Origin of the sequence: Flavobacterium tiangeerense (assembly GCF_007830355.1) — a bacterium.
In the GTDB taxonomy this organism is placed as follows: domain Bacteria; phylum Bacteroidota; class Bacteroidia; order Flavobacteriales; family Flavobacteriaceae; genus Flavobacterium; species Flavobacterium tiangeerense.
In genome coordinates, this window is the sequence record NZ_VLKO01000013.1 from 1 (window position 1) to 26983 (window position 26983).

Genomic DNA, 26983 nt, shown 5'->3' on the forward strand with positions numbered 1-26983 from the left:
CTGAAAATCCATGTGTCCCTGGTTCGATCCCTGGAGGTACCACAACATCGCTCGGATGGTGAAATTGGTAGACACGCTGGACTTAAAATCCAGTGAACAGCAATGTTCGTGCGGGTTCAAGTCCCGCTCTGAGTACAAAATCCTTGTAAACTCCCTATTTTTTAGGGAGTTTTTTGCGTTTATATTGCACGATATTAGAATTTTGATACTTTGAAAAAAGATAATTGATTCTAAATATGAATAATCTATTTTTTCTCGTATTATTTATAAACGATTTTATTTTTCCTTTTTCAGTTTATATTTTTTTTTATTTAAACTCAATATTTTAATTTTTGTTAGGGTTAACAATTTATTAATTTAGTATCATGAGGTAGTTGTGAAGAGTGGGTTTGAACTTTATGTTGTATTTTTGTCTAAAATATAAATATATAATATGAAGAGAATTATTTTGTTTTTGACAGTTATTTTGTCTTTAAACTCACAAGCTCAGCAACGCCCTAAATTGGTAGTGGGTATAGTAGTAGATCAAATGAAAATGGAGTACTTATATCGTTTTTCAGATGATTTTTCTGCAAATGGATTTAAAAGATTAATGAATAATGGATATACTTTTCATAATATGCATTATAATTATGTGCCAACTTATACTGCGCCTGGTCATGCCAGTATTTATACTGGAGCAACTCCATCAACGCATGGTATTGTTGGAAATGATTGGTTCAATAAAGCGACTGGAAAAAATATGTATTGTACCGATGACGCATCCGTTAAGATGGTGGGAGAAGGTACTGAAAAAGAGGGTGCGATGTCACCAAGAAATCTTTTAAGTACCACAATTACTGATGAGTTGCGAATGGCAACCAATTTTAAAAGTAAAGTTATTGGATTAAGTATTAAAGACCGTGGTGCTATTTTGCCAGCAGGACATTTTGCAAATTGGGCATTTTGGTATAGTTCAACAGGTTCATTTATTTCAAGTACGTTTTATGGTGCAAGTTTGCCAAATTGGGTAACTGAATTCAACCAAGAAAAAAGGTATATGAACTATATCAATAAAGGTTGGAATTTATTGAAGCCATTATCTACTTACAATGAAAGTTTAGCGGATGATAATCCATACGAGGGGAAATTGGATAAAGCAAATGGTCCTGTTTTTCCTTATGATTTGGCTAAAATCTACAAAGAAAAAGGTGCTGATGTTTTGCGAACTACACCCTTTGGTAATGATATTTTGGCAGATTTAGCGATGAAAGCTATTGAAAAAGAGGAGTTAGGAAAAGACGATATAACTGATTTTCTAACAGTTAGTTTTTCTTCGACTGATTATGTTGGTCATACTTTTGGACCTCGCTCTATAGAACTTCAAGATACCTATTTACGCCTTGATCAAAATCTAGATCAATTTTTAAATTACTTAGACAAGACAGTTGGAAAAGATAATTATTTGGTTTTTTTAACTGCTGATCATGCTGGTGCAGAAAATCCAAATTATTTAAAGGATAATAAATACAATGTAAAAAATGTTCCTACTAAAGGTTTTGTGGAATCCTTAAAGAAATTTTCAAATGAAACTTTTGGAGTTGATCTTATCTTGGACTATTCTAATTTCAATGTATTTTTCAATTTGGACTTGGTAAAACAAAAAGGTTTAGAATTGACAAAAGTAAAAGAGAGCTTTAGAGGATTTTTGATGACACAAGAGCATATCAAAAGAGTGTATACTGAGGAAGAAATTTTAGCTTCTTCAGGCGATGATTACTTCTTAAGTTTTATAGCTAAAGGTTATGATCCTAAACAGAATGGTGAGTTAGTGATTTTAGATAAGACTGGCTATATGGAATATCAAGCTACAGGAACAACACATGGATCTCCAAATAGTTATGATACTCATGTGCCGCTTCTTTTTTATGGATGGCATGTACCGAAAGGAGAGTTACACGCAAAAACGTACATAACTCAAATTGCACCTACGTTGTCTCAAATGTTAAAAATTCCGTTTACGAATGGCACTGAGTCAGAAGTTTTAGAAACTTTACTTGATAAATAATAAGTTTTTGAATTGAAAAAATCCCATTTACAACTGCTTGACAGTGTAAATGGGATTTTCTATTTTAAACCGCTGCTATTGCTTGTGGTAACGGAATTTGATTTTTTAACAAATCTTCAAAGGTTTCGTGGGCTCTGATTAAATGCCCTTCGCCATTCATCCATAAAACTTCGGCTGGTTTGTACCTTGAATTATAGTTTGATGCCATAGAGAAACAATAGGCTCCTGCATTTCTAAATGAGAGTATATCGCCTTCTTTGATTTCGGCAATTCTTCTGTTGTTTGCAAATGTATCCGTTTCGCAAATATATCCTACTACGGAATAAAAACGCTCTTTCCCTTTTGGATTTGAGATGTTTTCTATGTGGTGTTGAGATCCGTAAAACATTGGACGAATTAAGTGATTGAAACCGCTGTCGATTCCTGCAAAAACCGTTGATGTTGTTTGTTTTACTACATTTACTTTTGCTAAGAAATATCCAGCTTCACTAACTAGAAATTTTCCAGGTTCGAAAATCAATGTTAGTTCTTTTCCGTACTCATCGCAGAAGGCGTTGAATCGTTTCGACAATTTTTTACCCAATTCTTCAATATCTGTTTCGATGTCGTCTTTTTTGTAAGGCACTTTAAATCCGCTTCCGAAATCTAAGAATTCTAAGTTTTTGAAATTTCTGGCTGCATCAAATAATATTTCAGCTGCATATAAAAATACTTCAATATCTAAAATATCGGAACCAGTGTGCATGTGGATACCTACAATGTTCATTTTTGTATTTTCGACAATTCGAACCAAATGTGGTAATTGGTGAACTGAAATTCCAAATTTACTGTCAATATGACCTACAGATATATTGGCGTTTCCACCTGCCATCACGTGAGGATTGATTCGGATGCAAACTGGTACATTTGGATATTTTGTTCCAAATTGTTCCAAAATAGATAGATTATCAATGTTTACTTGAACTCCCATAGCGGCAACTTCTTCGATTTCTTCAAGAGAAACACCGTTTGGAGTATAAAATATTTTTTCAGGTTCGTAGCCCGCGTGCAAACCTAATTGTACTTCTTGGATAGAAACAGTATCTAAACCTGATCCCATTTCTCTTAATAATTGCAGTATTGCCACGTTTGATAAGGCTTTCATAGCATAATTGATGCGCAACTGTTTTACCTTAGAAAAAGCTTTGGATAATCTGTTGTATTGAGATTGTATTTTTTCGGCATCATATACGTATAATGGACTACCAAATTGTTCTGCTAATTGTACTAAGTCTTTTGATTGCATAATTATTAATTTTGAGCAAATTTATTACTCTTTATTTAGTCCCGCAAGGGAACGTATGAATTCTAACAAATTATAACAAAAAGTTATATTTTAAACAAATTAGGTTTTGAAAGGCAAATTTTCAATTTGGGTGAGGGATGATAGCGGATAGCCCACAGACGCTGTAGTTTTTACGAAAGCGGCGAGGACTTGAAGCGAACAGCCCGACGCTACCGGAACGATAGTGGAGGTAGTGGCACCTCCTAAAAAAATCAAATGACTGCCCATAAAGGAATTGGCAGTCATTATTTGATTTTTCAAAACTATTTATAGGCTAGGCAAATCGCCATTTCCTTTAGTTGGTAAATTGGTATAACCCATCAAGTATTTATCTACTTCTCTGGCGGCTTCGCGACCTTCAGAAATTGCCCAAACAATTAATGATTGTCCTCTACGAATGTCGCCTGCGGTAAATATATGGGGAATATTGGTTTGGTAATTGTTTGCTTGATAGTTGTTACGGGTGTCAATTTTGATGCCCAACTGCTCGCTCAATGTTTTCTCGGGACCTGTAAAACCGAGTGCTAACAAAGCCAAGTCACAAGGCCAGATTTTTTCGGAACCTTCTTTTTCAATTAATTCAGGTCGTTGACCAGGTGTCATTTTCCAAGCTACTTCAACGGTTTTCAAGCCGACCAGTTCTCCAGCATCGTTTGCAATAAATTCTTTGGTGTTGATGAGCCAGTTTCTATCGCAACCTTCTTCATGAGAGCTTGAAGTTTTTAATTGCAAGGGCCAAAAAGGCCATGGAGTGGATTCGCTTCGGCTTACTGGAGGTTTTGGTAAAATTTCAAAATTTGTGACTGATTTGGCACCATGACGGTTTGAGGTTCCGACGCAGTCTGAGCCGGTATCTCCACCACCAATAACGATAACATTTTTATCAGTTGCTGTGATTTGATTTTGAATTGATTCACCATATAATGCTTTGGTTTGTTGTGTTAAAAAGTCCATAGCCTGCACCACACCTTTGCTTTCAATTCCTTTGGTAGGTAAGCTACGACGCTCTGTAGCGCCACCACATAATACAACTGAATCGAAGTTATTGAGTTCTGAAATTTCAAAATTAACCCCCACATTGACATTGGTTTTAAAAGTAATTCCCTCCGCTTCTAAAACTTTTACACGTCTGTCGATAATTCCTTTTTCTAGTTTGAAATTTGGAATCCCATAACGCAATAATCCACCAATGGCATTGTCTCTTTCAAAGACGGTAACGGTATGTCCGGCGCGGTTTAATTGTTGGGCTGATGCCAAACCTGCAGGACCAGAGCCAATAACTGCGACTGTTTTTCCAGTTCTAACCTCTGGAGGTTGTGGTTTGATCCAACCTTCGGCAAAGCCTCTTTCGATAATATTTTTTTCAATATTTTCGATAGCAACTGGCTCGCTAATGATTCCTAGAACACATGATTTTTCGCAAGGAGCTGGGCAAAGTCTTCCTGTAAATTCAGGAAAATTATTGGTAGATTGTAATATTTTCAGTGCACTTTCCCATTCCTCCTGATGCACCATATCGTTAAAATCAGGAATTAAGTTTCCTAACGGACAAGAGCTGTGGCAAAATGGAATGCCGCAATCCATACACCTGGAACCTTGTTCTTTGATTTTATCTTTGGTTAACGGAATTGTAAATTCATTATAATTTGAAACTCTTTCTGGAACTGCAACATTACTTTCGTCGGTTCTAGAATATTCTTTAAATCCTCCTATTTTTCCCATGACTATGATGCTATAAGTTCTTTAATTTCTTTTTCTTCGGCCAAGCGTTGCAACGCTTTTTTGTAGTCCGTAGGCATCACTTTTACAAAATGCTGCTGTTGATTTTCCCAATCTTCTAGAATCCTTTTTGCTAAAGGACTACTCGTATACAGCGAATGATTTTTAATTAAACGACGTAGTTTAGTGAAGTCGTCCTCTTCTAAAGATTCCAAGCCAACCATTTCCATGTTGCAAACTCGTGCATCAAATTTTTTGTTGGGATCAAAAACATACGCAATTCCACCGCTCATTCCGGCTGCAAAATTTCTTCCAGTTTTTCCTAAAACTACTACAGTTCCACCTGTCATATATTCGCATCCGTGATCTCCAATTCCTTCAACAACGGCTGTCGCTCCAGAATTCCGAACACAAAAACGTTCTCCTGCCATACCATTAATGTAGGCTTCGCCAGTAATAGCACCATATAGCGCCACGTTACCAATAATGATATTTTCTTCGGGTTTGAAAGTAGCAGTAGGAGGAACTTTAATGATTAGTTTCCCGCCAGAAAGCCCTTTGCCTAGATAGTCATTGCAGTTACCATGAATTTTAAATGATAAACCATTTGTTGCAAAAGCACCAAAACTTTGTCCAGCAGAACCTGTAAAATCAACTAAAATAGTATCTTCAGGTAATCCTTGTGCGCCATAAATTTTTGAGATTTCGTTACTCAATATGGCTCCTACAGAACGATCGGTGTTTTTGATATCGAAAGTAACTCTTGTTTTTTCTTTTCTGTAAATTGATGGAATTGCAGCTTTGATAATATCAAAATCCAAAACGTGCTCTAAAGCATGATCTTGAGTAGTTGTATTATGATTGGGAACTTCTTTTGCTTTTTCAGGCTTGTATAAAATGGAAGACAAATCTAGTCCACTTGCTTTGTAATGCTTGATGGCTTTGTTTACATTCAGTTTTTGTGACTGTCCAACCATTTCTTTCAAGGTTCTAAAGCCTAATTGAGCCATGATTTCTCGCAATTCTTCGGCAATAAAATACATGAAGTTGATAATGTGCTCTGGCGTTCCTTTGAAATTTTTTCTCAATTCAGGATCTTGTGTTGCAATACCCACAGGACATGTATTCAAGTGACACGCTCGCATCATGATACAACCTGAAGCTACTAATGGCGCTGTTGCAAAACCAAATTCCTCCGCTCCAAGTAAGGCTGCAATAGCCACATCGCGACCCGTTTTTAATTGGCCATCACATTCTAAAACGATACGGCTTCTCAAATCGTTCAAAATCAATGTCTGTTGTGCTTCCGCAAGTCCAAGTTCCCAAGGAATTCCGGTATGAGTCAATGAGGTCAATGGAGCGGCTCCAGTTCCTCCGTCGTATCCTGAAATTAAAATCACGTCTGCTTTTGCCTTTGCAACTCCAGCTGCTATTGTACCTACACCGACTTCGGAAACTAATTTAACATTAATTCTAGCTTCGCGATTTGCATTTTTTAAGTCAAAAATTAACTGCGATAAATCTTCAATTGAATAAATATCATGGTGAGGTGGTGGCGAAATTAAGCCAACATACGGTGTTGAATTTCGAGTTTCGGCAATCCAAGGCACTACTTTTTCACCAGGTAATTGACCACCTTCACCAGGTTTTGCTCCTTGGGCCATTTTGATTTGTATCTCACGAGCGTTGGTCAAATAGTTGATCGAAACTCCAAAACGTCCAGAAGCAACTTGTTTGATAGCGCTATTTCTAGAGTCTCCATTTAAGTCTTTTTGAAAACGTTTTGGATCTTCTCCTCCTTCTCCCGAATTGCTTTTACCACCAATTCTGTTCATGGCAATGGCTAGGTTTTCATGTGCTTCTTGGCTGATGGATCCATAAGACATGGCACCTGTTTTGAATTTTTTTACAATTTCAGTCCAAGGCTCCACTTCATCCAAAGGGATAGGATCTAAGTTGTTGAATTCAAATAAACCTCTTATGGTCATCAAATTTTCACTTTGATCATTGACCATTTTTGAATACTCCTTATAACTTTCAGGACTGTTTAAGCGAACAGCTTGTTGTAATTTAGAAATCGTGGTTGGGTTGAACATGTGCTTTTCACCTGATCTTCTCCATCTGTAAACACCGCCAATTTCGAGTGGAAGTAAATTACTGACTTTAGAATTTGGAAAGGCTTTTTGATATCTTTTTTTGACTTCTTTTTCAATTTCCATCAAGCCAATTCCTTCAATTCGAGATGGTGTGTATGGGAAATATTTAGATGTGAATGTTTTGTTCAGTCCTAAGATTTCGAAAATTTGTGCCGCTCTGTACGAATGTAAAGTTGAAATTCCGATTTTATTCATGATTTTCAGAATCCCTTTAGCAATGGCTTTGTTGTAATTTTTGATGGCATAATCCGCTTTTACACCAGTGATAAATCCTGCATTTACTTGGTTGTAAATAATTTCATTAACCATGTACGGGTTTATAGCACTTGCTCCGTAACCAAATAATAGCGCAAAATGATGAGGCTCGCGTGGTTCAGCCGATTCGATAAGAATACCAAATTTTGATCGAACTTTAAGAATGTTTAGCGAATGATGAATGTACGAACACGCCAATAACATTGGAATAGGAGCCATTTTTTCGCTAACACCTCTGTCTGATAAAATCACAATATTGCAGCCTTCTGCAACTGCTTTATAGGTGGCTTGCACTGTTTTTTCAAGAGCACGTTCTAAGCCGTTTACTCCTTTTTTGATTTCGTATAACATTGAAATAGTGACTGACTTGAAATCGGCATGATCAATGTTACGAATTTTGTCCAAATCTTCGTTAGAAATGACCGGATTTTGGATTTTTAGTTTTTTACAATGTTTGGGAACAATGTCAAAAATATTATAATCGCCACCAATTGCTAAACTGATATCCGTAATGATTTCTTCACGAATACCATCCAGCGGAGGGTTAGTTACTTGTGCGAAAAGTTGTTTGAAATAATTATACAACAATTGAGGCTGATCGGATAAAACAGCCAGCGGAGTATCATTCCCCATTGAACTTAGCGCTTCGGCTCCTTCGGCACCCATTGGGTTGATGATGGTTTTTAAGTCTTCAATTGTATATCCAAATAAGCGCTGTCTGGTTTCAAAATCAATATTTTCAACCGGAATGAGATTATCAGTGTACGGAATTTGAGCTAGCGAAAGTAAATTTTCGTCAAGCCATTGTTTATAAGGGCGCTTGGTGACAATTGCATTTTTGATTTCGTCATCCTCTATGATGCGACCTTCATTCATGTCAACCAAAAACATTTTCCCCGGTTCTAATCTACCGTGTTGAATCACATCTTCTGGTTTGATGTCTAATACTCCAATTTCAGATGACATGATTACGAAACCACTTTTGGTTAAAGTGTATCGAGAGGGACGCAATCCATTTCGATCCAATAGCGCCCCAATAACGTTACCATCTGTGAAAGGAATAGAGGCTGGACCATCCCAAGGTTCCATAATACAAGCGTTGTATTCGTAAAAGGCTTTCTTATCTGCTGACATCGTTTGATGTTTCTCCCAAGCTTCCGGAACTACCATCATCATAGCTTCGGGCAAGGAACGTCCTGTCATCAGTAACAATTCAATAACCATGTCCATCGATGCCGAATCTGATTTTCCTTCCAGAATAATTGGGAAAAGCTTTTTGATGTCTTCGCCAAAAACATCACTTTTCATCAATTCCTCACGTGCACGCATACGGCTTATGTTGCCACGTAACGTATTGATTTCTCCATTGTGACACATGTAACGAAAGGGTTGGGCTAGTTCCCAAGATGGAAAAGTATTGGTTGAAAATCGTTGGTGTACCAATGCCAATCGGGTTACCAAGTCATCGTCTAGCAAATCGGTGTAATACCTGCTGATGTCCTCTGGCATCAATAAACCTTTATATATTATTGTAGTGGTAGAAAAACTTGAGAAATAAAACATGTGACTTTCGGAAATTCTTGAGTTCCGAATTGTGTGCTCTGCTATTTTTCTGGCGGCAAACATTTTAGCATTAAATTGTTGCTCTGTCAAATCCAAACTTTTTTTACCTACAAAGACTTGCTTTACGGTAGGTTCTTTTTCTCCAGCAATTCGCCCTAAATTTGATGCGTCAACAGGAACGTCTCTCCATCCTAAAATTTCTAGATTTTGATCATGAATAGCATTTTCAAACGCAGTTTTACAAAAAACAACTTGATTGTTGCTCTTTGGCATAAAAACCATTCCAACAGCATATTCTTTAGCATTTGGAAGTTCAAAATCACATACTTTTTTAAAAAAAGCATGTGGGATATCAAATAGGATACCAGCTCCATCTCCAGTTCTACCATCAGAACTTACAGCGCCTCGATGCTCTAGTTTTATGAGAATATCTAATGCTTTGTGTATAATATCATTTGACTTAATTCCGTTTAGATTGCAAATGAATCCCGCGCCACAATTGTCGTGTTCAAATTCGGGTAAATAAAGTCCTTGTTCTTTAACTATCATTTTAAATTTTTTTATGTAAAATTAAACATTCGTTATAATATAAAAGGTATATGAGTTAAAACAGAGTGTTTTTTACAGTTGTAATAGAAAAGTGTTGAATAAAAATCAATATTGATATTTTGAACCAGCTGATTTGTTTTTTTGATAAAAAGTAAAAGGATTTGTTTTCAAAATAGGGTGGAAAAGAGGCTAAATAGGTTTGTTTTTAACATTGAAATGAAATCCTAACAAAATTGTTTGAAAAATTGATATTTTTTAGAATCGTACCGATGTGAAATGGGCTTAAATACCTGCTGAAAAATTGAATAATAATTTATTTAAAAAAAATAACAGTTACATTAAATTTTGCTATTTTTGTGGCACTTTATTTCTGGAAGAAATTCAGAAGCCAGTCAAATTCTATATTATGAACATACACGAATATCAAGGAAAAGAAATTCTAGCAAGTTACGGAGTACGCATTCAACGCGGAATTGTAGCAAATAGTCCAGCTGAAGCTGTTGAAGCTGCGAAACAATTAACTGCCGAAACGGGTACAGGATGGCATGTTATTAAAGCACAAGTTCATGCAGGTGGACGTGGTAAAGGTGGAGGAGTAAAACTTGCCAAAAATTTACAACAAGTAGAAGAAATTGCAGGTCAAATCATAGGGATGCAATTAATTACACCTCAAACATCAGCTGAAGGAAAAAAAGTAAGTACTATATTAGTTGCTGAAGATGTGTACTATCCTGGAGAAAGTGAAACATCAGAGTTTTATGTATCTGTTTTATTGAATAGAGCTACTGGTCGTAACATGATTATGTATTCTACCGAAGGTGGAATGGATATTGAAGAAGTTGCTGAGCACACACCACATTTAATCTTTACTGAAGAGATTGATCCTTCTGTAGGTTTACAAGGTTTTCAAGCAAGAAGAATTGCTTTTAACTTAGGACTTTCAGGAAATGCGTTCAAAGAAATGGTGAAATTCATCGATTCGTTATACAATGCGTATATCGGATCTGATGCTTCAATGTTTGAAATCAACCCGGTATTAAAAACATCTGATGATAAAATTATGGCTGTTGATGCAAAAGTTAACATTGATGACAATGCATTATACAGACAAAAAGCATATGCTGACATGCGTGACGTTCGTGAGGAAAATCCAATCGAAGTTGAAGCAAAAGAAGTTGGCTTGAACTATGTTGATCTTGACGGAACTGTAGGATGTATGGTAAACGGAGCAGGTCTTGCAATGGCAACTATGGATTTAATTAAGTATGCTGGTTTTGAGCCTGCAAACTTCCTTGACGTAGGTGGAACTGCTGATGCAAAACGTGTTGAAACTGCTTTCCGTATTATCTTAAAAGACCAAAACGTAAAAGCTATTTTGATTAATATTTTTGGTGGAATTGTTCGTTGTGACCGTGTGGCACAAGGAGTTGTTGACGCTTATAAAAATATGGGTGATGCTATTAAAGTACCAATTATTGTTCGTTTACAAGGTACCAATGCAGCTATTGCAAAAGAATTAATTGATAATTCAGGAATGCCAATTTTATCTGCTGTTGAGTTTCAAGAAGCAGCTGATCAAGTACAAGCGGCGCTTTCTTAATTAGAAAATTGTTATATATCAGAAACCTGTTTGCTTTAGTAAACAGGTTTTTTTGTGCCAAATAATTAGTGGAAAGTAAACAATTCATAATATTATTGGAAAGTACAAAACAGTATAGCGCGGATCAATTACCTTTGTTTTTTTAAATTTGATATCATGAAACTTCATATAAAAAATAACTTCACATCTGAATTGCCGGCTGATCTTGACCTTGAAAATACTCCAAGGCAAGTTGAAAAAGCGTGTTTCTCCTATGTAACGCCAGTAAAACCGCGTAATCCTGAATTAATTCATGCTTCTGTTGAAGTGGCCAATACGATCGGACTTAGTAAAGAAGATATTGCATCAACAGCATTTTTAAATACGTTTTCAGGTACTACCATTTATCCTGAAACTAAGCCTTATGCCTTGTGTTATGCAGGTCACCAGTTTGGGAATTGGGCTGGACAACTGGGTGATGGACGTGCCATAAATTTAACGGAAGTTCAACATAACAATGAATCGTATACGTTGCAACTGAAAGGTGCTGGACCTACGCCATATTCTAGAAATGCAGATGGATTTGCGGTTTTGCGCTCTTCTATTAGAGAATACCTATGTGCCGAGGCCATGCATTATTTAGGAGTTCCCACTACTCGTTCACTTTCGTTACTATTATCTGGAGATCCCGTTCTACGCGATATTTTGTACAATGGAAATCCTGCTTATGAGAAAGGTGCTATTGTAGCAAGAGTGGCTCCATCTTTTATTCGTTTTGGAAGTTTTGAAATTTTTGCCGCGCGTGAAGATCACAAAAATTTAAAATTACTGGCCGATTATACTATTAAACATCATTTTTCACATATTCAAAAGGAAGGAATCGAAAAATACTTAGCCTTTTTTCAAGAAGTTACTCAAACCACGCTCAATATGATTGTTAACTGGCAGCGTGTTGGTTTTGTACATGGTGTAATGAATACGGATAATATGTCTATTCACGGGATTACAATTGATTATGGTCCTTACGGTTGGTTAGAAGATTTTGATTCTGGATGGACTCCAAATACCACTGATAGGCAGCATAAAAGGTACCGTTATGGCAATCAACCTGAAATGGCATTGTGGAATTTATACCAACTAGCAAATGCATTGTATCCTTTAATTCTAGATGCCAAGCCGCTGGAAGTTATTCTTGAGGCATTCAGTACCAATTACGAAAAGGAGTATTTGAAAATGATGCAAAATAAGATGGGTCTCCAAATCAAAAAAGAAGAGGATGTTGTCTTGATTCATAGTTTGGTTGAATTACTTCAACGAGTAGAAACCGATATGACTATTTTCTTTAGGAATCTAAGCGATGTTACTAAAGTAGCTACTTCGAAAGTAGCTTTTAATACTGTTAAAGCTGCTTTTTACAATGAAAAGGATTTAGATGAAACCATCTTGAGTGAATGGTACGATTGGTTTGAAAAGTACAGCATTCGAATTAATGAAGAGGTTATTTCTGATTTGGAAAGAAAAGAACAAATGGATAAAGTGAATCCCAAGTATGTATTGCGAAATTACATGGCGCAATTGTGTATTGATGATGCGGATAAAGGAGATTACGGTTTGCTAAATGAATTATTTGAAATGCTCAAAAAACCTTATGATGAGCAGCCTAATTTCCAAAAATGGTTTTCCAAAAGACCGGATTGGGCTAGAGATAAAGTAGGGTGTAGTATGTTAAGTTGTAGTTCTTAAAATGGGATTTAGAATTATTTAATAGCAATAATATCCTCTCTTTAAATTAAGATTTTTTTTAGGAAAATTAAAAATACATAACTAAATCCCGAACATTCATTCAGGATTTAGTTATGTATTAGTTTCCTAATTCTTGAATCACATCCGATTCGTAAATATGAAAACCTTCTGTATTTTTTTGTGCCAATTTGTACATGGCTTTCGCAACTTTTACACCTTCTATTGGTTGGTATTTTTTTAAATTTCCTTGAAAAATAAATGAAAACATTTTCATGACAAATGCACCAGCTTTTTCTGCAAATCTAAATTCATTTCGATCACCCAATAGGAGGGAAGGTTGTAGAATAGAAACGCTTTCAAAATTACAAGTTTTAAGAAAATCTTGAATTTCACCTTTTGTCTTTAAATAAAAATTTGAAGACGTGGCATTGGCATCCAGTGAAGAGATCAATAAATAATTTTTCACTTTATTCTCTTGCGCAAAAAGGGCGAATTGTTTAGGATATTCAAAATCTACTTTTTGGAATGCTTTTTGGCTACCAGCTTTTTTTATGGTTGTACCAATGGTGCAAAAGAAATCATCGCCCACGACTAAATCTTTATAGCTTTCGGGCTTGTCAAAGTCAATGACGTGTTGGGTTAATTTGGGGTTTTGTATTCCCGTATCTCTTTTAACAAAAGTAACTACTTGAGCGTACTCTGAACTTTCTAAAAGAATTTGGAGTAATTCAGATCCAATAAGACCTGTGCTGCCAATAATCAAGGCTGTTTTCACAATTATGATTTTTTATTTTTCCCGAAATTATATTTCACTTTTTCCACCACTTGCACTTTTGGGGTTCCTTTAGCAAATGTTTTTTTGAAAGGCTTTTTAGCTGCAGGTTTTGTTTTTGATGGCGCTTCGTCACCTCTTGATTTTTCAGAATCTTTTGCTTTAGCTTTGAATTCAGTTCTTTCCCCGGCGCCTTCTTTTACTGGAATTTGTGCTTTGTGTTTGGCCAAAACATCATTTGGATTTTTTGGATTCTCCTTGGTTCCACGCAAGTGAATCACTAGTGCATTCAAGAAATTACGCAATACTTGGTCGCCACATTCCATGTAATTTTCATGTTTTTCATCACGAAAAAAAGCACCCAACTCCGATTTTGTAATTCTAAAATCTACTAATTCTAATATTTCAACTATTTGGTCGTCACGTAACATAAGTGCCACACGAAGTTTTTTAAAGATATCGTTATTTGTCATCATATTCTAATTTTATACAAAGGTACGGTTTAAAAGCATTTACAAAGCATTATTTGATTTAGAAATAGTGTAGTACCAAATATTTACAAGAGCGCTACACCCGTTCCTGGGAGTTCAGAATAGATTGTTTTTCCAAAATCTAATCGAATACCGGTTGCTATGTCTTCTTTTAAAAGCAAAGCACCGTCCATATCTACATAATCTAATTGTGGTAGTAATTGTGCAATAGCTGAGATTCCCACAGTGGATTCGGTCATGCAACCTGCCATGGTCTTCATTCCTAATTCTCGAGCTTGTGCAAGCATACCTCTTGCAGGAGTTAATCCTCCACACTTGGTCAGTTTAATATTTACACCATGAAAGTGCTGGTGACACTTAAGTACATCTGTTTCGATAATACAACTTTCATCGGCTATAATGGGCAATACAGCATGTTTGAAAACCTCTTTGTGTCCATGCCAATCATCTGCTTGTAGTGGTTGCTCTAAGAATTCTACACCTTGTTTTTTTAGTTCGACAGCATTTTGTATCGTTTCGTCAACGCTCCATCCGCAATTGGCATCAATCCTGAAAATGGCTTTTGTATGTTTTCTTAATGCTTTTACAATAGCAATATCGTCAGATGTTCCTAATTTGATTTTATATATTGGCCATGGAAGATCTTTCATTTTGGCCACCATTTTTTCAATTGAATCAATGCCTATTGTATAATCTGTAAGTGGGTTTTTGTCAATATTATAGTTCCATAATTCGTATAGTTTCACTCCTTTTTTTCGAGCATACCAATCGTTGTATGCATTATCTATAGCACACAAAGCAAAGGAGTTGTGACGTAATGTTTGCTGCATTTTCATCCAGAATTCCTCTGGAGTTTCTTCCAAATTTTGTTCAAGAAGTGGTTTGATTTTTTCTAAATCAGCCATCATCATGGGAACGGTACTATTGTAGTATGGATTTGCAGTAGCTTCCCCGTAGCCTGAAATGCCATCGCTCTTTAATTCAGCAATTAAGGTAGGTTGCAAGTCAATCGATTTCCGCGAAATGGTGAAAGTGTGCTTTAATTTTAGGTTGTATTCCCTTAAGATAAGCTCCATTATGAGATTGTTTTAAGTTGTTCTGATTAATATCCGAGCCATAAAAGAGCATCCACAAAACCGTCACGCCAAAGTTTTTCATTGTGTTGTCCGCCTTTTACTATTTTTTTTTCATTCAAATTCAAACAATAGCATCTATTGGAATTCAGTAGGTATTCCATTTTGTTCAAGTCAGAAACCATATCTGCACTTTCGTTGTCGCCACATAGGAAATAAATTTTAGTCTTCGTCTTTTTAGCCTGTTCCATCGTATTGTAAATATCTTTGGTAAACCAAAAAGAAGGCGAAAAAACGCCCGCCTTTCCAAATACCTCGGGGTATTTTAAAACAGCATAAAAGGAATTCAATCCGCCTAAAGAACTACCCATAATTAACGTATGATTTTTATCGGTCTTCGTTTTATAGTTTTTGTCTACAAACGGTTTTAATGTTTTAACAATGAATTCTAAATAAGCATTCGCTTGGCCACCGCCGTATGTATCATTTTTAAAAGGGGTTAATTCTTCGAGTCGTTTTTCATTACCATGTTCAATACCAATTACTATGACAGGTGCATTTAAACTGTCTAATTTTTCGTCTACATTCCACTCTCCTGCGAAAGAAGTTTTTGCATCAAATAGATTTTGAGCATCATGCATGTATAGGACAGAAAATTTCTTTTTTGAAGTCACATAATTTTTAGGCAAATAAACCCATGTTTTCTTAGTGCTATTCAATTGAGGAGCATCAATAGTAAAACTACGAACCTCCTTTTTAGCAGTATTATGTAAATTCTTTAGAGCTTGTTGCGCATTGATTTTTGTTGTTGTAAATAAGAGTAGCAGCAATAGCAGAGAAAATCTAATCATTGTTAGTTTTTGTGTTTTAAATTAAAAACAATATTTTAGCTAAAAATAATAATTTGATGCATACGTTCGAAGAAAAGAGGAGTTTACTTTTAGAGATGATTGGTTTTTCAACCGTTGATGGAAAATTACACAAACGGGAATATGAATTTCTGGCAATAGTAGCACAAGCTTTAGGAATTGAAAAAGATGTTTTTAATGATTTATTTCATCAAGAAGTTCCTCAATTGCCCATTAAAACTGAGTTTCTGAGAATTCAACAATTTTATAGATTGGCTTTGTTAATGTATTGTGATGGTGTGATACATGAAAAAGAAACTATTGCCATAAAGCAAATAGCTATTGATATGGGGTTGAATCCTATTGCAACGAAACGTATTTTAAAATTAATGAGTGAATCGCCAAATGCTATAATTGATGGAGCGGTTTTATTGAACATTTTTCAGGAGCAGCACAACTAGGTCAATTGACCTTGCAAGGCTTTAATCTCATCTCTAAGTTTTGCGGCTTGCATAAAGTCTAATTCTTTTGCCGCTTTTTCCATGGATTTTCTTTTCTCTCGAATAAGTTTTTCCAGTTCAGGTTTTGACAAATAAAGATTTTCTGGCTCTGCTGCAGTGTTTAAAGTAGCACCTAATTCATAATCTACAAGAGGATTTTTAGTAAAGGCGCTTTCTATTTTTTTGTTCAACGCCATTGGAACCTCGTTATGTTGGGTATTGTAATTGATTTGTTTGGTTCTTCTGTATGACGTTTCGTCGATGGTTTTTTGCATGCTGGCCGTAATTTTATCGGCATACATAATCGCTTTTCCATTAAGGTTTCTTGCTGCACGACCAATTGTTTGTGTAAGCGATCGATGACTTCTTAAAAAACCTTCTTTGTCAGCATCTAAGATTGCTACAAGAGAAACTTCGGGTAAATCTAATCCTTCACGAAGTAAGTTGACACCTATTAAAACATCGAAAATTCCTTTTCTAAGGTCTTGCATGATTTCAATTCGTTCCAAAGTATCTACTTCTGAATGGATATAACGACAACGAATATGAACTTTGGTTAAATATTTAGCCAATTCTTCGGCCATTCTTTTGGTCAAAGTAGTGACTATAACGCGCTCGTCAATTTCGGCTCGAACTTGAATTTCTTCGATTAAATCATCAATTTGGTTCAAGCTAGGTCTTATTTCAATAATAGGATCCAATAATCCCGTTGGACGAATCACTTGTTCTACCACAACGCCATCTGTTTTTTGTAACTCATAATCAGCAGGTGTTGCTGAAACGTAAATAACTTGATTTTGCATGGCTTCGAATTCCTCAAATTTCAAAGGACGGTTGTCCATTGCCGCAGGAAGTCTAAATCCGTATTCAACCAAGTTCTCTTTACGGCTGCGATCACCACCATACATAGCGCTTACTTGTGAGAGTGTTACATGGCTTTCATCCACGACCATCAAGTAATCCTTAGGGAAATAGTCTAGCAAGCAAAAAGGTCTTGTACCTGGCAAACGCCCATCTAAGTAACGAGAGTAATTTTCGATACCGGAACAATATCCTAATTCCCGAATCATTTCTAAATCGAAATTGGTTCGTTCTTCCAGTCTTTTAGCTTCAAGATGTTTACCTATTTCTTTAAAATAATCAACTTGTTTTACCAAGTCTTGTTGAATTTCCCAAATGGCATTTTGCAATACATCCGGCGAAGTCACAAACATATTAGCAGGATAAATCGTTAGCCGATCAAATTTTTCAAGGACTTGTGAGTTTTTCGTATCAAAGCTTTCTATTTCTTCAATTTCGTCCCCAAAGAAATGAATTCTATAGGCTTCATCAGCGTAGCTCGGATACACATCAACGGTATCACCTTTTATCCTGAAACTCCCGGGATTAAAATCAGCTTCGGTTCTAGAATACAAACTTTGAACGAGTTGGTGTAATAATTTGGTCCGAGAAATAACTTGTCCTTTCTCTATTGGGATTAGGTTTTTTTGAAATTCAATTGGATTTCCAATACCGTACAAACACGAAACAGATGCTACAACCAAAATATCTCGGCGTCCAGAAAGCAACGAAGCAGTGGTTGACATTCGCATTTTTTCCAGCTCTTCGTTGATGGATAAGTCCTTTTCAATGAAAACGCCAGTAACAGGCATAAACGCTTCAGGCTGATAATAATCGTAGTAAGAAACAAAATATTCTACGGCGTTATTCGGGAAAAATTGTTTGAATTCCGAGTACAACTGAGCCGCTAATGTTTTGTTGTGTGCTAAAACTAGCGTAGGCCGTTGCACTTCTTGAATAACATTGGCCACGGTAAACGTTTTACCAGAACCGGTAACTCCTAAAAGCGTTTGGAATTGATCTCCATCAACAATGCCTTGCGCTAATTTTGCAATAGCTTGAGGTTGGTCACCTTTGGGCTGGTAATCGGATACTACTTGAAAATTCATGTCTTGGAATTACTTCATACAAAGATACGACTCAATTCAAGAAAATATGTTTTTAAAAACTTAAAACTTCCACGCTTTTTGTTGTGCTGAACTCAAGAAAGTCCATGCTAAAATACGGCTTGTTTTTTGGCCTTGAGCCATATCAATTGTTTTGATTTCGACGGCGCTTACTTTGTTTAGTGTTTTATATAAACTGGAAAGATTTTCTTTTTTGGACACTAAAGTCGTGAACCAAAGACACTGCATAGGATATTTTGCACTTTCGTAAATCATTTGGGTGACAAACCCTAGTTCTCCGCCTTCGCAAAATAATTCGGCATTGTGACCTCCAAAGTTTAAAACAGGCTTTGTAGTTTTACTTGTACCGCTATTAGATTGTAAATTGTTTATTTTTCTTAAGGTGCTTTTAGTGGCCTCATCTTGTGACGCGTGAAAAGGAGGATTGCAAATTGTAAAGGTGAATTTATCCTCAGGCGTTATAATATTTTTAAATATAAAACGTGATTCCGTTTGTTGTTGCAAGCTAATTAAATCAATGAGTTTCGGGTTGTTTTCAATGATAGCACTACAATTTTGAATTGCTTTTGTATCAATATCAGTTCCGACAAAACTCCAGCCGTAAACAGAACAACCAATAAGCGGATAGATGCAATTGGCACCCACACCAATATCTAACCCTTGAACAGTTTCGCCCTCAGGAATGACCCCGTTGTTGCTAGAGGCCAATAAATCTGCTAAATAATGAATATAATCAGCTCTACCAGGAATAGGTGGGCACAAATAATTGTTAGGAATATCCCAATTTTGAATGTCAAAGTGCTGCATCAAAAGCGCTTTATTCAAAGCTTTTACCGCTTCAGGATCGCTGAAATCGATGGTTTCAGTTCCGTGCTCATTGGTTTTAACAAATTCACTTAGGGATGGATATGTAGTAATTAATTCTTTAAAATCATACCCTGTCCTGTCCAGATTCCTTGGGTGTAAATTTGTTTTTTCAGTACTCATTTTAAATCGTTCGTTCTTATTTTGGGTGCAAAGATAACCATAAGTAGTTTGCTAATGTAAAGTTAATGTGATTAAACAGCTGGAAAAGAAATCATAAAATTTAATTGAGACTTTTTTTGAAGCTTAAAAACGGCTACTTTTATGAAAAAAATGAATTTTATAGTAGTTCGATTCGTTTTCAAGAAGCGTTATATAGTAATTTTAGGAATAGTACTTTACTTGTTTTTGTGTCAAGCTTGTATGACTATGCGGTTTACTCCTAAAGAAACGACTTCATTTTTTTCAAAATCTCATACGATGTATCAAGACACGACCTTTCAAAGCGGTGGTTTTAAGTTGCATTATGTAGCCACTGGATCAGATTTAAACCCGGTATTGTTTTTTGTTCATGGTTCGCCAGGAAGTTGGAATGCTTTCAAAGAGTATTTAGTAGATCCAGACTTGCTAAAAAAATACCGAATGATTGCTATTGATCGTCCTGGATTTGGGTACAGTGATTTTGGCGATGCTCAAAATTTAGCAACACAATCACAGTTTATATCCACATTTATCAAATCTCAAAATTTTAAAAAGCCAGTTACGTTGGTAGGGCATTCATTAGGCGGTCCGCTTGTTGCACAACTTGCAGTGGATCATCCTGAGTGGTATCACAGGATGGTAGTTTTAGCGGGATCTCTTGATCCAAAAGCAGAAAAGCCAGAAAAATGGCGCACGGTAATTAAAACAATTCCGTTGCGATACTTAATTCCAGGAGCGTTGAGACCCTCAAACGATGAATTGTGGTGGTTGAAAAAAGACTTGGTAACCTTAGAAAACCAACTTTATAAAATTGATTGCGAAGTGACAATTGTACATGGCACTAAGGATGTTCTAGTACCTTACAGCAATGTGGATTACATGAAAGAGAAGTTTGTAAACGCTAAAAAATTGACTGTAAAAACCATTCCCGAAGTCAATCATTTTATTCCATGGAGTCATTACGATATTGTTAAAAACGTTCTTTTAGACGAAGAAACTAAAAATTAATCCAGACATTCCATCAGGAGTAAATCACCTTCTTCATGGAGTATGGTAACTAAGCCGTCTTGAGCCACGTGATTACTACTGCCAGTTCGATATCCTATAGTTAAGGTATCGTTTTGAAGCGGATAAAATAAATTATCAGACTGTATTCCTGTTACTTGTCCAATTGGGATTAATGAAATAGGAGTTTGTGCAGTATACCATTTTTCGAATTTTCTAGGCAACAAAAAGACTTTAGAGTGATCGTCTAGAATCACAATTTTCAATAGATTTCTGTATTTTGGGATGTTGGTTAGGTTCGTAATCGTATGGTCGGCTCTTTTTCCTGTTGCCCAAACCACATTTACAGCAGGTATTTTTCTATTGATTAAATAATCAAAAGCTTTCTCAAGATCTGTTTTGTTTTGGTCCGGTGTGTGAACAATTTCAAGCGGATATTGAGAAGTTTTATAGATTTCAGGATCAAAACCACGGTCAAAATCACCCAAGAGTACATCTACTTTTATATCTAGTTCCATAACTCGTACCATAGCCGAATCTAGTACAATTACTAGCGGTGACCACTCTAGCAATTGACCTAGAAGTTCAGGATTACAGGATGCGCCATTTGCAATTATTAAGGCAGGCTCTTGATCGTCCCGAACGATATGATGTGATGACATGTTTACTGATTTTGGTTTGGAGTACAAATATACTTATTCGACTGTATAATTTCTTACCTCTGTCTCGCTTAATGAAAAATACCCAAGTGGATAGTTTTCTGGTGTGGTCGAGTTGATGATATTTCCTCTGACAGTTGCTGGCGGCGCTTGAAATGGCCCACCGCCATTGTTACCAGCAATGCTTACTAGAACACTCATATAATTGTAATAGGCTTTTGAAATTCCGATATGTGTTACCTCTATTAGATCACCTTTCTTAAGTTCGTCGTTTTGAGAAATACTAAAAAATTCATTGCCATTGAAAAACTCATCTTGATCCACATAATAATCTGCTTTTACTTGATTAGAATAGCTGTATTTGTAGAGGTAATAATTGGCAGTTCCTGCTGGATCTTGGTAAAAAGTTTTTATTTCTTTATTGTTTCCGGTAAAGCCACCTTTGTCATTTTGAACAATTTTGGTAATAGTAGCAACAGGTTTTAATGTTTCTGTGGCAGTGTAAGTGGCACCTTTGTTAATGATATTTAGCGTGTATGTCTCATTAAGAACTGGATTGAAATTGGTGCAAACATATTCTCCAGGTGTTCCTGTTTCAGTAAAAACAAAAATTGTGTTGGCACTATTTTTTATAGTCACAGTAGCTCCAGATACTTTTGGAATTTTAGTGTCATAAAAACCAGTAGTTGTTGATAGTTTAATGGTTTGTACTGTACCACTTGTTCCTTTTTTCCAGTTTATTGCCGCTTCAATCACTAGTTTTGGCGCAGCATTATTCAAGTCAACATTTATTACATCCTCACAACTAGTGGTAATGCAAGTGCTAATTAGGATAAAGAGAAGGATTATTTTTTTCATCATCTGAAATTTTAAAAATATTTTAAGTACTAAAATTTAAAGTTGTAACTCACTGCTGGAACCATCCCAAAAATAGAGGTTCTTACGGCTTCATTATTGCCTGTGTCTGCGTTTTGTCTAAAATTGATTGACGCAGCATTACGACGGTTGTATACATTGTAAATACTAAAAACCCATTCGCCTTTCCATTGTCTATTTTTATTTTTTGTAGGTGTTAAGGTCGCTGCTAGATCTAAGTGGTGGTAGGCTGGTAATCTATTTTCATTGCGCAATCCATAGCTAGGAACAACTATGCCTAAATACTCGTATTGCCCCGTAGGATAAGTTACTGGCTGCCCTGTTTGAAGTGCAAAGTTAGCGCCAAAAGACCATTTGTCATTTAAATTATACGAGGAGGTAACAGCAATATTATGTAACTTGTCATATACAGAGTTGTACCACTGACCATTGTTTATCCCTGTTTCTAGCGGAGTTCTTCCCGGTGTTTGTTGCTCGGATTTTGATAGTGTATACGAAATCCACCCGTTTAGTTTGCCTTCATTTTTACGCAACATAATTTCCAAACCGTAGGATCTTAATTGTCCATTTAAAATAATTTGCTCAATAGCTTTATTCGCAATTAAATCGGCACCATCAATATAGTCCAATCGGTTTTGAACCTCTTTGTAATAGGTTTCAACCTCAAGAGAATACATATCATCTTTAAAATTTTTAAAATAGCCCAATGCAACTTGATCTGCAATTTGAGGTTTTATAAAATTGTCACTCGGTGTCCACACGTCTAGTGGAGTAGGAGATGAGGTGTTTGAGATTAATTGTAAATACTGTACCATCCTGTTGTAACTGGCTTTTACAGATTGTTCTTCATTAATTTGGTACGCAATTGACAAGCGTGGTTCAAGGTAATTATAGTTCTTAATGACCTTGTTTTTACCATAAAATTGAGAACTTATGGGTGTAGCTTTTTCATAAATTTGCAACTCAGTATCAAAAAGGACTGGATTGTTGTTCTCATAAATATTTACTGTAGATTGCCCTAATCTATAAAACATACTGTAACGAAGTCCGTATGAAAGAGCTATTTTATTGGATATTTCATGATCTGCATTTAAGTAAAGCGCTGGTTCAAAAGCATATTTTTTATCTAGCTGGTCAAAGTTAATTCCAGAATTTTCATTGCTTGGTCGAATGGTGCCGGGATTGAATTCATAGTAAATGGCATTCACTCCATAATTCAATTTGAACTTATTCGAAATGTAATTTTTAAAGTCGTATTTAACATTGTAGTTCTTGATTCCTGAATCCCATTTGAAACCTACAAAATCCAAATCCAAACCATAGTAATAGTCATTGTAGATTAGTGATAAATTTGAAAATAATTTTTCTGAAAATAAGTGATTCCATCTTAGGTTTAAAGTAGCATTCCCATAAATATTGGTAAAACTTTCGTTAAGACTGAAAACATCTCGACCAAAATACCCCGATAAGTATAAATTGTTATTCGGGTTTAATTTATAGCTCAGTTTTGTATTTAAATCATAAAAATAAGCAGAGTTGTCTTTTTGCTCTTCAGAAAGTTTCAAGAACAAATGCGCATAAGAGCTGCGACCGCCTATTAAGAAAGATCCTTTGTCTTTTACTAGTGGTCCTTCGGCCAAAATTCTACTGGATATTAACCCAATTCCACCGTTTACATGAAATTCTTTACTATTACCATCTTTTTGATAAATATCCAGAACAGATGAAGCTCTTCCGCCATATCGCGCTGGAATTCCACCTTTATACAACTTTAAATCTTTGATAGCATCAGGATTAAAAACAGAGAAAAATCCAAAAACGTGTGACGAATTGAAAATCGTTGCTTCATCTAATAAAATTAAGTTTTGATCAGCTCCACCACCTCTCACATTAAATCCAGATGCACCTTCACCAGCATTCGTTACACCAGGTAATAATAAAATAGACTTTAAAACATCAACTTCTCCCAGTACAACCGGCATTTTTTTAATGGCAGAAATGGAGAGTTTATTCACGCTCATCTCTGGTTTTTTGATGTCAATTTTGGTTTTATTATCGGTGATAATTACTTCCTTTAAAATGGTTTCATTTCCCACTAGTTTGAAATTTCGAATCGTATTTTGGTTCAGATCAATAGATTCTTCAAGCGTTTGAAAACCCAAGTAACTTACCTGTACGGTGTAACTTCCTTTAGGAACTGTGATTGAAAAAAATCCATACTCATTAGTAGTAACACCAGTTTTTAAACTATGTAAAACAACATTAACGCCTATTAAAGACTCGTTACTGCTTGCATCGATTATCGTTCCGCTAAGGGTGAATTTTTCCTGAGCAAAAGAGCAAAATGACGATAGTACAACTATAAAGTACAGAATGTATTTTTTTGAATTCATTGTTTTGTTTTTATCAGAATGAAAGCACAAATTACCTCAAATAGTTTGGTAATTGGCATAGAACACATGTTAAGGTATTGCTAAGATAAAAAAAAGACAACTTTTTACAGTTGTCTTCTTTTTTTGTGTCACTATTGTTATTCTACTTATGCAATTTTTGCTAAAATGGCATTGAATGTTGCACTAGGACGCATGGCTTTGCTTGTCAACTCTGGATTAGGTTGATAATGTCCATTAATATGTTGAGGTTGGCCTTGAGCAGCAATAAGTTCAGTATTAATGCTTGCTTCATTGGCTAACAACTCAGTTGCAATAGGAGTAAAAATCGCTTTTAAAGACGGTTCTTTATCTTGTGCTGCAAGAGCTTCTGCCCAATACATAGCCAAGTAAAACTGTGATCCACGATTGTCAATTCCACCTATTTTACGTGCAGGCGATTTGTCATTTGCTAAGAATTTTTCAGTAGCAACATCTAGCGTTTCAGCAAGTACAATTGCTTTATTGTTGTGCAATGTTTGTCCTAAATGCTCTAATGAAGCCCCAAGTGCTAGGAATTCTCCAAGAGAGTCCCAACGCAAGTATCCTTCTTCTGTAAATTGCTCAACGTGTTTAGGAGCTGATCCACCTGCACCAGTTTCAAACAAACCACCACCATTCATCAAAGGAACGATAGAAAGCATTTTTGCTGATGTTCCTACTTCTAAAATTGGGAATAAATCAGTTAAGTAATCACGTAATACATTTCCAGTTACAGAGATTGTATCCTGTCCTTTAATGATGCGCTCTAAGGTAAAGTTAGTAGCCTCGATAGGGTTTAAAATCTGAATGTCTAAACCAGTAGTGTCAAAATCTTGTAAATAGCGTTTTACTTTTACAATTAATTCTCTATCATGTGCTCTGTTGTTATCTAGCCAAAAAATCGCTGGAGTATTAGACAAACGAGCTCTGTTTACAGCTAGTTTTACCCAGTCTTGAATAGGAGCGTCTTTGGCTTGACACATTCTAAAAATATCATTTGCTTCAACAGCTTGTTCCATTAAAACAGTACCATTGGTATCTACCACTCGAACTACACCATCCGTTGCAATTTGGAAAGTCTTGTCATGAGATCCATATTCTTCGGCTTTTTGTGCCATCAAACCTACGTTTGGTACACTTCCCATTGTTGTAGGGTCAAAAGCGCCGTGTTTTTTACAAAAATCAATAGTTGCTGTGTACACACCTGCATAACTGCGGTCTGGTATCATGGCAACAGTATCTTGTTGCTTGCCTTCTTTGTTGTACATCTGACCCGAAGTACGAATCATTGCTGGCATGGATGCATCTACAATCACATCCGAAGGGACGTGTAAATTCGTAATTCCTTTATCAGAATTTACCATTGCTAAGGCTGGTCCGTTTGCAATTGCCTCATCCAAAGATGCTTCAACTTCGGCTTGCATTGGGTTGCCCGCTATTTTTGCGTACACATCACCCAAACCATTGCGGGTGTCAATGTTTAACTCTTGAAATAAAGTAGCGTATTTTTCGAATACTGATGCAAAATATACTTCTACTATAGCGCCAAAAATGATGGGATCCGAAACTTTCATCATCGTAGCTTTCAAGTGAACCGAAAGTAAAACGTTTAATTGTTTTGCTTCGGCAATAGTTTTAGCTACAAATGTTTTTAGAGCATGTAAGTTCAATACAGCGCTGTCAATAATCTCTCCAGCTTTTAGTGGAGTGCTTGCTTTTAAAACAGTTGTTGTTCCGTCTTTGGCTACTAATTCAATTTTTACATCTGTAGCTTCAGTCAAGGTAACTGACTTTTCACTACCGTAAAAATCGCCACTTTCCATAGAGGCAACGTATGTTTTAGAGTCTGCAGTCCAAGCTCCCATTGAATGTGGGTTGGCTTTAGCATAATTCTTAACCGCTTTTGGTGCTCTTCTATCTGAATTTCCTTCACGCAATACAGGATTTACAGCAGATCCTAATATTTTTGAGTATTTTGCTTTGATAGCAGTCTCTGCATCGTTTTGTGGCTCTTCAGGAAAGTTTGGTAAATTGTATCCATGAGATTGTAGTTCAGCAATAGCTGCTTTCAATTGCGGAACAGATGCAGATACGTTTGGTAATTTTATAATATTGGCTTCAGGAGTAGTTGCTAATACTCCAAGTTCAAGTAAGGAATCAGCTGTTTTTTGATCTTCAGTCAAAAACTCCGGAAAGTTAGATAAGATTCTACCCGCTAATGAAATGTCTCTAGTTTCAATTTCAATATCAGAAGTTTTTGTAAATGCTTGTACAATAGGTAAAAATGAATAAGTGGCCAGTAATGGCGCTTCATCAGTAAGCGTGTAAAAAATTTTTGATTTCTGTGTCATTTTTTTATTTTTATAATCGAATCACGTTAAATGTAGCTTATTCAAGGAATTTTTCCCTGAAATAAGACGCACAAATATATGAAAATCAGA

Annotated in this window: 18 protein-coding genes and 1 tRNA gene; 6 read left to right on the plus strand and 13 right to left on the minus strand. The window is 35.9% G+C overall.

Annotated features, from left to right (window positions below):
• The first annotated feature begins 49 nt into the window (after positions 1–49).
• Positions 50–135: transfer RNA gene (locus IQ05_RS14115), tRNA-Leu, on the plus strand.
• 298 nt (positions 136–433) lie between these two features.
• Positions 434–2047, plus strand: a complete 1614-nt coding sequence (gene pafA, locus IQ05_RS14120) for an alkaline phosphatase PafA (protein WP_144894016.1) — start codon at positions 434–436, stop codon at positions 2045–2047.
• A 64-nt stretch (positions 2048–2111) separates the two neighbouring features.
• On the opposite strand, the gene lysA is transcribed toward pafA, so the two are convergent.
• The 3 genes from lysA to gltB all read right to left on the minus strand — a co-directional run bounded on the left by lysA (position 2112) and on the right by gltB (position 9613).
• The gene (lysA, locus tag IQ05_RS14125; RefSeq protein ID WP_144894018.1) at positions 2112–3332 is read right to left on the minus strand and encodes a diaminopimelate decarboxylase; all 1221 of its coding nucleotides are present in this window, start codon (positions 3330–3332) and stop codon (positions 2112–2114) included.
• A gap of 306 nt (positions 3333–3638) precedes the next feature.
• Positions 3639–5093: a glutamate synthase subunit beta gene (locus tag IQ05_RS14130; protein ID WP_144894020.1), complete on the minus strand. Its 1455-nt coding sequence runs from the start codon at positions 5091–5093 to the stop codon at positions 3639–3641.
• A 2-nt stretch (positions 5094–5095) separates the two neighbouring features.
• Complete coding sequence (gene gltB, locus IQ05_RS14135) at positions 5096–9613, minus strand: glutamate synthase large subunit (RefSeq protein WP_144894022.1); 4518 nt, start codon at positions 9611–9613, stop codon at positions 5096–5098.
• A gap of 406 nt (positions 9614–10019) precedes the next feature.
• Here gltB and sucC point away from each other — a divergent pair, with 406 nt between their 5' ends.
• The gene (sucC, locus tag IQ05_RS14140) at positions 10020–11213 is read left to right on the plus strand and encodes an ADP-forming succinate--CoA ligase subunit beta (protein WP_086453873.1); all 1194 of its coding nucleotides are present in this window, start codon (positions 10020–10022) and stop codon (positions 11211–11213) included.
• A gap of 153 nt (positions 11214–11366) precedes the next feature.
• Positions 11367–12935, plus strand: a complete 1569-nt coding sequence (locus tag IQ05_RS14145) for a protein adenylyltransferase SelO (protein WP_208653375.1) — start codon at positions 11367–11369, stop codon at positions 12933–12935.
• 118 nt (positions 12936–13053) lie between these two features.
• Here IQ05_RS14145 and IQ05_RS14150 read toward each other — a convergent pair whose 3' ends face one another.
• The 4 genes from IQ05_RS14150 to IQ05_RS14165 all read right to left on the minus strand — a co-directional run bounded on the left by IQ05_RS14150 (position 13054) and on the right by IQ05_RS14165 (position 16122).
• Positions 13054–13710: an NAD(P)H-binding protein gene (locus IQ05_RS14150; RefSeq protein WP_208653372.1), complete on the minus strand. Its 657-nt coding sequence runs from the start codon at positions 13708–13710 to the stop codon at positions 13054–13056.
• 2 nt (positions 13711–13712) lie between these two features.
• On the minus strand, positions 13713–14180 hold the full coding sequence (locus IQ05_RS14155; protein WP_144894137.1) for a DUF1456 family protein: 468 nt from the start codon (positions 14178–14180) through the stop codon (positions 13713–13715).
• A gap of 83 nt (positions 14181–14263) precedes the next feature.
• The gene (locus IQ05_RS14160; protein ID WP_144894028.1) at positions 14264–15274 is read right to left on the minus strand and encodes a dipeptide epimerase; all 1011 of its coding nucleotides are present in this window, start codon (positions 15272–15274) and stop codon (positions 14264–14266) included.
• 26 nt (positions 15275–15300) lie between these two features.
• Entirely contained in the window at positions 15301–16122 is an 822-nt protein-coding gene (locus IQ05_RS14165; RefSeq protein ID WP_144894030.1) for an alpha/beta hydrolase, read from the minus strand.
• A gap of 56 nt (positions 16123–16178) precedes the next feature.
• On the opposite strand from IQ05_RS14165, the gene IQ05_RS14170 reads away from it, so the two are divergent.
• On the plus strand, positions 16179–16580 hold the full coding sequence (locus IQ05_RS14170) for an excinuclease ABC subunit B (protein WP_144894032.1): 402 nt from the start codon (positions 16179–16181) through the stop codon (positions 16578–16580).
• Here IQ05_RS14170 and uvrB read toward each other — a convergent pair.
• Together uvrB and rlmF are read right to left on the minus strand one after the other, a co-directional pair.
• Entirely contained in the window at positions 16577–18568 is a 1992-nt protein-coding gene (gene uvrB / locus IQ05_RS14175; RefSeq protein ID WP_144894034.1) for an excinuclease ABC subunit UvrB, read from the minus strand. The genes IQ05_RS14170 and uvrB overlap by 4 nt on opposite strands.
• A gap of 60 nt (positions 18569–18628) precedes the next feature.
• Positions 18629–19573 (minus strand): 23S rRNA (adenine(1618)-N(6))-methyltransferase RlmF, encoded by a 945-nt coding sequence (gene rlmF, locus IQ05_RS14180; protein ID WP_144894036.1) that lies wholly within the window; start codon positions 19571–19573, stop codon positions 18629–18631.
• A gap of 141 nt (positions 19574–19714) precedes the next feature.
• On the opposite strand from rlmF, the gene IQ05_RS14185 reads away from it, so the two are divergent.
• Positions 19715–20599 (plus strand): alpha/beta fold hydrolase, encoded by an 885-nt coding sequence (locus tag IQ05_RS14185; RefSeq protein ID WP_144894038.1) that lies wholly within the window; start codon positions 19715–19717, stop codon positions 20597–20599.
• Here the strand turns inward: IQ05_RS14185 and IQ05_RS14190 are convergent.
• The 4 genes from IQ05_RS14190 to IQ05_RS14205 form a co-directional block, all read right to left on the minus strand.
• Entirely contained in the window at positions 20596–21258 is a 663-nt protein-coding gene (locus IQ05_RS14190) for a thiamine diphosphokinase (RefSeq protein WP_086453882.1), read from the minus strand. The two genes, IQ05_RS14185 and IQ05_RS14190, sit on opposite strands and share 4 nt — an antisense overlap.
• Before the next feature lie 33 nt (positions 21259–21291).
• Positions 21292–22113: a DUF4249 domain-containing protein gene (locus IQ05_RS14195; RefSeq protein ID WP_144894040.1), complete on the minus strand. Its 822-nt coding sequence runs from the start codon at positions 22111–22113 to the stop codon at positions 21292–21294.
• Between the two features lie 29 nt (positions 22114–22142).
• A complete protein-coding gene (locus IQ05_RS14200; RefSeq protein ID WP_144894042.1) occupies positions 22143–24524 on the minus strand; it encodes a TonB-dependent receptor in 2382 nt (793 codons plus the stop codon).
• A 146-nt stretch (positions 24525–24670) separates the two neighbouring features.
• Positions 24671–26893, minus strand: coding sequence for an NADP-dependent isocitrate dehydrogenase (locus IQ05_RS14205; protein WP_144894044.1), 2223 nt, complete (start codon positions 26891–26893; stop codon positions 24671–24673).
• Positions 26894–26983 lie beyond the last annotated feature (90 nt).